Below are 9,853 nucleotides of genomic sequence, written 5' to 3' on the forward strand. Positions count from 1 at the left end.
CGTGCCCGTGGTCGTGCCCATGGTCGTGCCCGTGATGACTGTGGCTATGTCCGGCCAATGCACTCGCTTTCGTCAAATAGGGGAAGACGCTAGCATCAGCCCCCCGTGAGATACTAGGACCCCGGGGATGACAAATCTGTCAGCCAAACCCGAACGATCCCCCCGCGGGCAAACCGCGTTGCCGATCCATGCCGTCTTGCCCGATTTGCTCGCGGCGCTGCGAGACTGCGCGAACGCCGTGCTGGTTGCGCCGCCGGGCGCGGGCAAGACGACTGCCGTCGCGCCCGCGCTGCTCACCGAGCTGTGGTGCAGCGGCGAGATCCTGTTGCTCTCGCCGCGCCGGCTTGCCGCGCGCGCCGCCGCCGAACGCATGGCGGCGAATGCCGGCGAAAGCGTCGGCCACACCTTCGGCTATGCGACGCGGATGGATTCGAAGCGCTCGGCCGCAACGCGCGTGACGGTGGTGACCGAGGGGATTTTCGTCGCGCGGATTCAGGCCGATCCCGAGCTTTCGGGCGTATCGGCGGTGCTGTTCGACGAAGTGCATGAGCGCAGCCTCGACAGCGATTTCGGCCTCGCGCTCGCGCTCGATGCGCAAGGCGCGCTGCGGCCCGATCTGCGCTTGCTGGCGATGTCGGCGACGCTCGACGGCGCGCGCTTTTCCGTCCTGATGGGCGACGCACCGGTGATCGAAAGCGCGGGCCGGATGCACCCGCTGACGCTGCGCAATATCGGTCGCGCCGCCGAGGCGCGGATCGAGGATTCGGTCGCCGCCGCGATCCGGCTCGCGCTGCGCGCGGAAAGTGGCGGCGTGCTCGCTTTCCTGCCCGGCGTCGCCGAGATCGAGCGCACCGCCGAGCGGCTCGACGCGCTCGGCGGCGACATCGTCCTCCACCGCCTCCACGGTAGCCTCGATCCCGCCGCCCAGCGCGCTGCGATCGCGCCCGACCGCGAGGGTCTGCGCAAGGTGGTGCTCGCGACGAGCATCGCCGAGACCAGCCTGACGCTCGACGGCATTTCGGTGGTGGTTGATTCGGGGCTGGCGCGGCGCCCGCGCTACGATCGGGCGGCGGGGATGACGCGGCTCGTCACCGAACGCGCGAGCCAGGCCGCCGTCACGCAACGCGCCGGTCGCGCCGCGCGGCAAATGCCGGGCGTTGCTTACCGTTTGTGGGAGGAAGCGGCGACGGCGGGGCTGCCGCGCTTCGACCCGCCCGAAATCCTCGAGGCCGATCTGTCCGCGCTGACGCTCGATTGCGCGATTTGGGGCGTGACCGACCCGCGCAGCTTACGCTGGCTCGATCCGCCGACCGAAGCGGCGGTGCAGGAGGCGCGCGCGCGGTTGACGGCGCTGGAGGCGCTCGACGTTGATGGCCGCCCGACACCGCACGGCCACGCCATCGCGCGCTTGCCGCTGTCCCCGCGGCTCGGGCACATGCTGGTGCGTAGCGGGGAGCTCGGGCTGGGTGTGGTCGCAGCGGAGGTCGCGGTGCTGCTTGGAGAGCGCGGGCTCGGCGGCAATGACGTCGATTTGGAAACGCGCCGCCGGCGATGGCGGACCGAACGCGGGCAGCGCGCCGAGGCTGGGCGCAAGCTGGCGCGACGGTGGGCGAGCTTCATTCGCCCTCTCCCCTCCGGGGAGAGGGCAGACGAGCGCAGCGAAGTCGGGAGAGGGGCCGTACAAAACGCTATGACAGCCCCTCTCCCCAACCCTCTCCCCGGAGGGGAGAGGGAGTCCATCCCCATCGCCCTCGCCTTCCCCGATCGCATCGCGCGCCGCCGCGACGCATCGGGCGAGATGTGGGCATCGGTCGGCGGGCGCGGGTTCAAGCTCGATCCCACCTCCAGCCTCGCGCGCGAAGAATGGCTGGCGGTGGCCGAGACGCAGGGCATGGCGTCGGGCGCGCGCATCCTCTCCGCCGCCGCGATCGACTTGCCGACGATCGAAGCGTTGTTCGGCGACCGAATCGCCACGCACCGCAGCGTGGCCTTCGATCCGGCGACCGGCGGCATCCAGGCGCTGCGCGAACGTCGCCTCGGGGCGCTGCGCCTGTCGAGCGGACCAGACGCCAACGCCGACCCGGAGGCGATTGCCGCCGCCTTGCTGGACGGCGTTCGCACCCACGGCCTCGCGCGCTTGCCGTGGAGCGACGCGGCGCTCGCGCTCCGCCACCGCGCCGCTTTCGCGGCGGCGCATGGCGGGGCTGAGCTCGCGCTTGACGACGCAGCGCTGCTGGCACGCGCCGAGGCGTGGCTCACCCCGCTGCTCGCGGACAAGCGCCGCCTCGACGCGGTCGACGCGAGTGCGCTCGCGGAGGCACTGCGCACGCTGATTGGCTGGGATGCGCTGCGCACGATCGACCGGCTCGCGCCGACGCATTTCACCAGCCCCGCCGGCTCCACCCACGCAATCGATTATGCTGCCGAAGGCGGCCCACGCGTCGAGCTCCGCCCGCAAGCGCTGTTCGGCCTCGCCACGCACCCGATGGTCGCGGGCGGGCGCGTGCCGCTGGTGCTCAGCCTCACCTCGCCCGCCGGTCGTCCGATCCAGACGACGCGCGATTTGCCCGGCTTCTGGGCGGGCAGCTGGGCCGCCGTGGCGAAGGAAATGCGCGGTCGCTATCCGCGCCACCCCTGGCCCGACGACCCCGCCGCCGCGCCCGCGACGCTGCGCACGAAAAACGCGGATGCGCGGGCGGGAAAAGCGCGATAAGGGAGCAAGCATGTCGACCGCCCGAATCTATCAACGCCCGAAAAACTCCATGTCGTCGGGCCGTGCCCGCACCAGCATCTGGGTGCTCGAGTTCGCGCCCGCCGAGGCCAAGCGTCCCGATCCGCTGACCGGCTGGGCGGGGTCAGGCGACACCAACGATCAGGTGCGGCTCACCTTCCCGACGCAGGCGGCGGCGATCGCTTATGCCGAACAGCAGGGCCTCGCCTTCACCGTCATCGCCGCGCCCGAGCGCACGCTGAAGCTGCAGTCCTACGCGGATAATTTCCGGTAGGAACAGCGCTCGCGCCCTTCCCCGGCGAACGCCGGGGCCCAGAGGCGCGGCAGAATTTGGCGCACGCAGCGCGCGATAGCAGCGATCACCGAAACTGGGCCCCGGCCTTCGCCGGGGAAGGGTGTGCCTCAGCCCGCCAGCATCCCCGCACCCAGCAACAGCAGCAGCTTGACGTCGATCGCCACGCCCTCAGCGCGTTTCGCCGCGACGAAGTCGGCAAGCCCGTCCACCGGCACGCGCAGCACCGTGATATCCTCGTCGCCCTGCCCACCGCCGTCGCCGACGCGTACCAGTTCGGTCGCGCGCACCAGCGTGAACCCTTCGGACACCATCCCCGGCGAGGAATGGAAGAAACCGAGCGGCGTGATCGCGCCGGCACGATAGCCGGTCTCCTCCTCCAGCTCGCGCGCGGCCGACGCCACGACGCTCTCGCCGGCATCCTCGTCGCCGACCAGCCCGGCCGGCAATTCGAGACAGCGCCGCCCGAGCGGCACGCGATATTGCTCGACCAGCAGGACATGCCCGTCCGCGACCGCCAGAATCACCGCCGCCTGAATTCCGCGTGCGCGCGACACATATTCCCAGGTGCCGTCCTGCAGCACCTTGATATACTTGCCTTCCCAGACAATCGTTGCCCGCGCGCCCGGAGCCTGTCGAAGCGTCAAAGTTCGATCACCCGGTCGGGCAGTTCGTTGACGTCGTCGGTCGTCTTGGGGAAGCTTTCGCTCAGAATCGCGCCGATCGCGGTGACCGCCGCGACCATTCCGTCGCCCGATCGCCCGTCGCGCACCGCGCCGACCAAGGCCGCCATCGCATCGCCCCAGCGCTCGGGCGGCACCGCGCGCACGATCGCTTCATCGGCGATCAATTCGGCCATATGCTCGTCGGTCGACAGATAGAGCAGGATGCCGACGCGCGCTTGCGTGCGGCGTTCGGCCCCGACCTTGAAAAATTGCACCGCGCGCCGCCGCACGCGCCGCCGCTTGGTCGCGCGCGGGGTCAGCGCCATCCTGAGCGGCGTCCACGCGACGGCATAGCGCACCGCGAGGAACAGCACGGCTTGCACGATGACGAGGCCGAGCAGGATGCGCCCCGCATCGACCGCCTCCCACGCGCTGCCGCCCCAGCTGAGCCAATCCACATCGACCGTCGCGAGCGCCGCCGCCAACAGCATCGCCAGCACCGCATAATGCAGCGGGACATCCTGATAGCGATCCGAACTTGCCGCGACGATCGTCACGATCTCGCCATCGGTGCCGCGTTCGGCCGCGGCGACGGCCTCGGTCACACGATCCCGATCAGCGGCGGTAAGAACGAATTGCACCATCACCAATCCCCCGATGCGCCGCCGCCACCGCCCGAACCGCCACCGCCGCCGCTGAAATCGCTGCCGCCCCAGCCGGAGTCGCTGCCACCGCCGGAACCGCCGCTGCCCCAGCCCGAGCCACCACCGCCCCAGCTTCCGCGCGACGCCTGATTGCCGATTTCATTGGCGATGCCCCACAGGATGATCGGCATCAAACCACCGTCGCCACCGCGCGCGGCATATTTTTGGCCGCCCGCGCGTCGCCCGAACGACAGCAGCACGAACAGCGCGATAAAGCCGAAGATGATCAGCCCGACCGGGAACCCGCCGCCGGATCGCGACGTTTTGTGCGTGCGATCAAACTCCGCCGCCGCCGCATCGAGCCGCGCCTTCTGCTCCTCGGGCGAGGCGCGAAGCTGCGCGATGATCGCGTCGGTGCCCGCCTCAAGCGCGCCAGCATAGTCATTTTGCTTCAATTTCGGGGCCATCTGCTCTCGGATAACCAGTCCGGAGAAAGCATCGGTGAGAATTGGCTCGAGGCCGTACCCGACCTCGACCCGGACACGGCGGTCCTTGGGCGCAATGAACAGGATCGCGCCGTTATTGACGTCCTTCAGCCCGACGCCCCACGCTCGAAGCAGGCCAACGCCATACTCCGCGATCTCACGCCCCTGCAGATCGGGGATCGTCGCCACCACCAATTGCCGCTTGGTATCGCGCTGCAAGGCCTGCAGCTTTGCGTTAAGGTCCGCCTTGGTTGCGGCGGGCAGGACGTTGGCGGCATCGACGACCAAACCGGTAAATTTCGGATAGGTCTGCGCCGCTGCCGGGGACAGCCCCAGCAGCAGCGCAGCGAACGCCGCGAGAATAGCCTGAATCAGGCGCATAAAAGTGGGCCTCCGGCCCGGATCGTTCAGTTGGTGTTGCCGAATGCGTTCGCGACGGATGGCGCGGCTTCCGCCCCCGGCGTGGTCGCCTTGAACGGCACCAGCGGCTTGGCACCGTAAAACACTTTGGCGCCGATCGCATCGGGGAAGGTGCGGATCGTGGTGTTATACGATTGCACCGCCTCGTTATAATCGTGCCGCGCAGTCGAAATGCGGTTCTCGGTGCCTTCCAGCTGCGACATCAGCGTGGCGTAATTGCCCTGCGATTTCAGCTCGGGATAAGCCTCCTGCAAGCGCTGCAACGACAGTGTCACGCCGTTCTGCGCCCGCTCATAGGCCTGCACCTTGGCCGGATCGTTGAGGTCCGCGCCCGACACCTTGACCTGGCTCGCCGACGCGCGGGCCTGCGTCACCTCGACCAGGATCGCCTTTTCCTGCGCGCCGGCCGCCTTCACCGTCGCGACCAGATTGGGGATCAGATCGGCGCGGCGCTGATAGTAATTCTCGACATCGGCCCATTTCGCCTTGGCGTTTTCTTCCGCCGTCGGCACGCTGTTGAGGCCGCAGCCCGCGAGCGTAACGCTGGCGGCGAGTGCGAACAGGGTGCGATACTTCATTGACGTGTCCCTCCAGATCTTGTGCCGCCATGATACCCGTCTAGGGTGGCGACACGAAGTGAAATCGGGAGGGCACGTGCCATGTTCAAGGAGTTCAAGACCTTCATCGCACGCGGCAACGTGCTCGATCTGGCGGTCGCGGTGATCATCGGCGCGGCGTTCGGCAAGATCATCACCTCGCTGACAGATGATGTCATCATGCCGGTGATCGGCAAGATTTTCGGCGGACTCGATTTTTCGAGCTATTTCGTGGTGCTGGGCACGGTGCCCGCCGCGCTCGCCGGATCGTCCGATTATGCCGCGCTGAAAAAGGCTGGCGTGCCGCTGCTCGGCTATGGCGCGTTTGTGACGACGGCGGTCAATTTCGTGATCGTCGCGTTCATCATCTTCCTGATCGTGCGCGGCGTGAACCGGATGATGCCGCCAGCGCCGGAAGTGGTCGCAGAGCCGGTCGAACCGGCGGATGTGACGCTGCTGCGCGAAATCCGGGACGAACTGAAGAAGCGCTAATACACCCCCGTTCGGGCCGAGCTTGTCGAAGCCCTGCCCTCCTACTGCGCGCGGGGCACCAGAGGAGAGCAGCCCTTCGACAGGCTCAGGGCGAACGGCGGGTGTGGTTCCTCTAGTACCTTACGCCGCGACCAATTCCTCGGCTGCCGCATCGGCCAGGCTGGTGCCGTCGAGGATCCGCGCGGTCTCGTCGCGCACGCGCAGCATTGCGTGGCGGATCGCGCAGGTCGCTTCGTCCTTGCAATCCTTGCAGCTGCGATACGCGGTGCGGCTGACGCACGGGACCAGCGCAAGCGGCCCCTCGATCACGCGAATGACCTCGCCGAGCGAAATCAGGTGCGTCGGGCGTGACAGGCAATAGCCGCCCATCTTGCCGCGGTGGCTGTGCAGAAAACCCGCCTCGCGCAAATCGGCGAGGATCAGCTCAAGGAATTTGCGTGGGACATTGGCTTCGGCGGCGATCCGGTTCATCGGGATCGGGGGGCCACCTGCGGGGGCCTCGGCCAAAAACAGCATTGCACGAAGGGCGTAGCGGGAACGTTGCGTCAACATGATACTATACCCCATGCACCCGATTTGTGGCGAGTGGAAGGCAGGCTTTGCAATTTCGCGGCCAACCCCTATATCAGCTGTACCGGATTCGTCCGGCTATGGCGATAAAGTGCGGCGTGAAATAGATGCAGCGGACCCGGGGGCAGTACCCGGCGACTCCACCAAAACCCCTCTCCCGAGAGGGGCTCTGACGGGGTCGAACCAGGATCGACGTGTATTGAAAGGCGCCGTTTTTGCCCGGGCTGAGTAACCTGTAAAAGGCTCAAAACCACAAGTGCTAACGATAACGAAGCACTCGCGATTGCGGCGTAACTGAAGGCCTAACGGCCTAGGTTACCCCAAAAGAACGCGGTTCGGGCTGCACCGGGCAACAGAAGCAGACACCGGCGGTCCGGGGGTACCGAGCAACAGAAACCCCCACCTTTTCCCTGCGCATCGGCCGCAGGCGTCAGCAGCCAGTCTCGGGGGCGCAGTGGTCAGATCGGATACGCAGCGCACCGACTTGCTCGACAAATTGGCGGATCATCTGCTCGCGCGCGGCCTTGCCGGATCGAGCCTGCGCCCGCTCGCGGCGGCGGCGGGATTGAGCGACCGGATGCTGCTCTACCATTTCAAGGACAAGGCCGAGATCATGGCGGCGACGCTGGAGAGGGTCGCCGCGCGGATGGTGGTGTTGCTCGGCGCGAACACCGCCGCGACACCGCTCGCGTTCGACGCCTTGCGCGCGCGGCTGGTGCCGATCGTGCTCGATGATGCGTTCTGGCCGTTCATGCGATTGTGGTTGGAAATGGCGGCGCGCGCGGGACAGGGCGATGCGCTCTACCGCGAGATTGGCGGACAGATCGGGCGCGGCTTCCTCGCCTGGGGGGCAGGCCAGCTCGACAGCGAAGATCCGTCGCGCGACGCCGCGCGCTTGCTCGTGACGGTCGAGGGCATGGTGCTGTTGAAGAGCATCGGGCTGGAGGATGTGGCGCGGGCGGCTTTGGATTAAATGTAGCGCGTACCCCCAACCGTTCGGGCTGAGCCTGTCGAAGCCCTGCTCATCACAAGTACCGCCGTGTGGGTGACACGCAGCCCTTCGACTGGCTCAGGGCGAACGGGAGGAGGTCCACCGATTTAACCGCGCTTCGACCGGTCCATCACCAGCGCGAGCGCGAGGCCAACCGCCCCACCCCACAGGATCGCCGCGCCCGCGCCACCGCGATCGGCACCGTACAGCGCGGGATAGACCATCAGCGCAATTCCATCGAGGAAGGTCGCGCTCATCGTCGCGATCGCGACGGCATGAAGCGTCTGCCCCGGCTGCAACCGCGCCATGCACTGCGCCAGCAGGATGAAGGGATAGGTGCCGGGAATGAGCGCCGCATAGAGGATCGGCACGCCGACCCCGCGCAACGCGCCGAGCGGCTCGACCACGCGGATCAGCAGCGCGCCGCCGAACCACAGCGAGATACCGAAGATAACAAGGATGAGGATCTGGCGCTGCGTAAGCTCGGTCATGTCAAATCTCCGTAGCGAGTGCTACGGACTGATCTACAGCGTTGTAGCGATCGCTACAAGTCTTATCAGCGGGCAGCGATCCGCTGACTCGCCGCGCGCAAATCCGCGACGAAGCGGTCGAACTCTTCCGCCGCCGCGCCCTTGTCCTCGATCCGCAGCACATAGCTCGGATGCACCGTAATCCATCCCTCGCTCCCGTCGGGCAGCGCGAGCACCCGCCCCCGCTCCTTGCCGATCGTCACCGTCCGCCCGAACAGGCTGCGCGCCGCGGTCGCGCCGAGTGCCACCGTCAGCCTGGGCCGCACCAGCAAGCGTTCCTGCTCCACCCACCAGCGGCACGCGTCGATCTCGCCCACCCCCGGCTTGGCATGGATGCGGCGGACCCCGCGCTGTTCGAACTTGAAATGCTTGACCGCATTGGTGACGTACACCCCCGCTCGCGCGATCCCCGCCGCCGCCAGCGCGCGGTCGAACACTTGCCCTGCCGGGCCGACGAACGGCCGCCCGGCCAGATCCTCCTGATCACCGGGCTGCTCACCGACGAACATCAGCGCGGCATCGACCGGCCCCTCGCCGAACACCGTCTGCGTCGCGGGTTGGTACAGCGGGCAGCGCGTGCACCCCGCCGCTTCGTCGCGCAGCAGCGCCCACGCCGCCGCGACATTGCCGCCAATCTCATGGTCTTGTTTGTCTTTGGCGGTGGCGATCATCCCGCTCTCGCGCGCTTGCGCCGCCGCGATCAGCCCTGGCACCAAAGCGGTTTCGGGCATGTTCTTCCAATATTTGCGCGGCATTTCCTTGAGCATCGCGCCGATCTTCACGCGCGCCGGGTTGAAGATCGAGGCATAATAGGTCTTCCACACCTCCTCGATCGGATCGCCAGCGGGGGCATCGCCTTTGACCGCGCCCGGCCCCTCGCTGAGCGTCACGCCGTCCCAATGGATCGACCGATCGGGCGTCAGGATCGACCAGCGCATACTAGCGAAGCGGTCGATAAAGAATTTGGCATTGTAGCGCAGGATATGATGGTCGGGTTCGAACCACGCGACGAAGCGCGGGGTGCCATCCGCCTCGGCCACTTCGCGGAAGCGCAGAAACGCGCGCATCTTGTGGATATCGCGTCGCACCTCTTGCGCCAGATGTTCGAGTCGTCGCACCAGCGGATCGGCCCGGTCGGCGATCGCACCGGGCTGCGCGCGCAGCCGCGCCAGCAGCGTGTAGAGCAAGGCGAAGCGCTCGGGGTCGCGGTGCAGCACGACCGAGCGCGCAAGATCGAGAAACGCGCGCGGTACCGCGAACGGCGTGCCGGTCGTCGGCAGCGGATCAGCCGCGCCCGCGAACAGATCGGTTGCCAGATCGCCCACCTGCCAAACGATGTCAGCAGGATTTACCCCTGCCATCGCCAGCGCGCGCGCAGCGCTACGCCAGCCGTCGAGATCATCGGGTTGGTCCAGCGTTACGACGTGCATCGGCCTG

Annotated in this window: 11 protein-coding genes and 1 other RNA gene; 5 read left to right on the forward strand and 7 right to left on the reverse strand. The window is 67.5% G+C overall.

Annotated features, from left to right (window positions below; genetic code table 11):
- Positions 1 to 127 precede the first annotated feature (127 nt).
- Together hrpB and ABWP09_RS01250 are read left to right on the forward strand one after the other, a co-directional pair.
- Entirely contained in the window at positions 128 to 2,713 is a 2,586-nt protein-coding gene (hrpB, locus tag ABWP09_RS01245) for an ATP-dependent helicase HrpB (protein ID WP_353203352.1), read from the forward strand.
- A gap of 10 nt (positions 2,714 to 2,723) precedes the next feature.
- Positions 2,724 to 3,005 carry an ETC complex I subunit gene (locus ABWP09_RS01250; RefSeq protein ID WP_353203353.1) on the forward strand — a complete coding sequence of 94 codons (282 nt, stop codon included), beginning with the start codon at positions 2,724 to 2,726 and terminating at the stop codon, positions 3,003 to 3,005.
- 128 nt (positions 3,006 to 3,133) lie between these two features.
- On the opposite strand, the gene ABWP09_RS01255 is transcribed toward ABWP09_RS01250, so the two are convergent.
- Genes ABWP09_RS01255 through ABWP09_RS01270 form a run of 4 tightly spaced genes read right to left on the reverse strand, consistent with a single transcriptional unit; the run spans position 3,134 to position 5,815 of the window.
- Complete coding sequence (locus ABWP09_RS01255; protein WP_353203354.1) at positions 3,134 to 3,670, reverse strand: NUDIX hydrolase; 537 nt, start codon at positions 3,668 to 3,670, stop codon at positions 3,134 to 3,136.
- Entirely contained in the window at positions 3,667 to 4,332 is a 666-nt protein-coding gene (locus ABWP09_RS01260; RefSeq protein ID WP_353203355.1) for a TPM domain-containing protein, read from the reverse strand. Before ABWP09_RS01260 ends, ABWP09_RS01255 begins: the two co-directional genes overlap by 4 nt.
- Positions 4,332 to 5,198, reverse strand: a complete 867-nt coding sequence (locus tag ABWP09_RS01265; RefSeq protein ID WP_353203356.1) for a TPM domain-containing protein — start codon at positions 5,196 to 5,198, stop codon at positions 4,332 to 4,334. Before ABWP09_RS01265 ends, ABWP09_RS01260 begins: the two co-directional genes overlap by 1 nt.
- Before the next feature lie 26 nt (positions 5,199 to 5,224).
- Positions 5,225 to 5,815 (reverse strand): LemA family protein, encoded by a 591-nt coding sequence (locus ABWP09_RS01270; protein WP_353203357.1) that lies wholly within the window; start codon positions 5,813 to 5,815, stop codon positions 5,225 to 5,227.
- Positions 5,816 to 5,896: 81 nt separating this feature from the next.
- Here ABWP09_RS01270 and mscL point away from each other — a divergent pair, with 81 nt between their 5' ends.
- Complete coding sequence (mscL, locus tag ABWP09_RS01275; protein ID WP_353203358.1) at positions 5,897 to 6,325, forward strand: large conductance mechanosensitive channel protein MscL; 429 nt, start codon at positions 5,897 to 5,899, stop codon at positions 6,323 to 6,325.
- Between the two features lie 120 nt (positions 6,326 to 6,445).
- Here the strand turns inward: mscL and ABWP09_RS01280 are convergent, their stop codons facing one another.
- Entirely contained in the window at positions 6,446 to 6,877 is a 432-nt protein-coding gene (locus ABWP09_RS01280) for an RrF2 family transcriptional regulator (protein WP_353203371.1), read from the reverse strand.
- Positions 6,878 to 6,919: 42 nt separating this feature from the next.
- On the opposite strand from ABWP09_RS01280, the gene ssrA reads away from it, so the two are divergent.
- Together ssrA and ABWP09_RS01290 are read left to right on the forward strand one after the other, a co-directional pair.
- Positions 6,920 to 7,262, forward strand: a transfer-messenger RNA (tmRNA) gene (gene ssrA / locus ABWP09_RS01285).
- 87 nt (positions 7,263 to 7,349) lie between these two features.
- Positions 7,350 to 7,868, forward strand: a complete 519-nt coding sequence (locus ABWP09_RS01290; RefSeq protein ID WP_353203359.1) for a TetR family transcriptional regulator — start codon at positions 7,350 to 7,352, stop codon at positions 7,866 to 7,868.
- A 125-nt stretch (positions 7,869 to 7,993) separates the two neighbouring features.
- On the opposite strand, the gene ABWP09_RS01295 is transcribed toward ABWP09_RS01290, so the two are convergent.
- Entirely contained in the window at positions 7,994 to 8,377 is a 384-nt protein-coding gene (locus ABWP09_RS01295; protein WP_353203360.1) for a hypothetical protein, read from the reverse strand.
- Between the two features lie 65 nt (positions 8,378 to 8,442).
- Positions 8,443 to 9,846 carry a UdgX family uracil-DNA binding protein gene (locus ABWP09_RS01300; RefSeq protein ID WP_353203372.1) on the reverse strand — a complete coding sequence of 468 codons (1,404 nt, stop codon included), beginning with the start codon at positions 9,844 to 9,846 and terminating at the stop codon, positions 8,443 to 8,445.
- Positions 9,847 to 9,853 lie beyond the last annotated feature (7 nt).

Source organism: Sphingomonas sp., assembly GCF_040398505.1.
In the GTDB taxonomy this organism is placed as follows: domain Bacteria; phylum Pseudomonadota; class Alphaproteobacteria; order Sphingomonadales; family Sphingomonadaceae; genus Sphingomonas.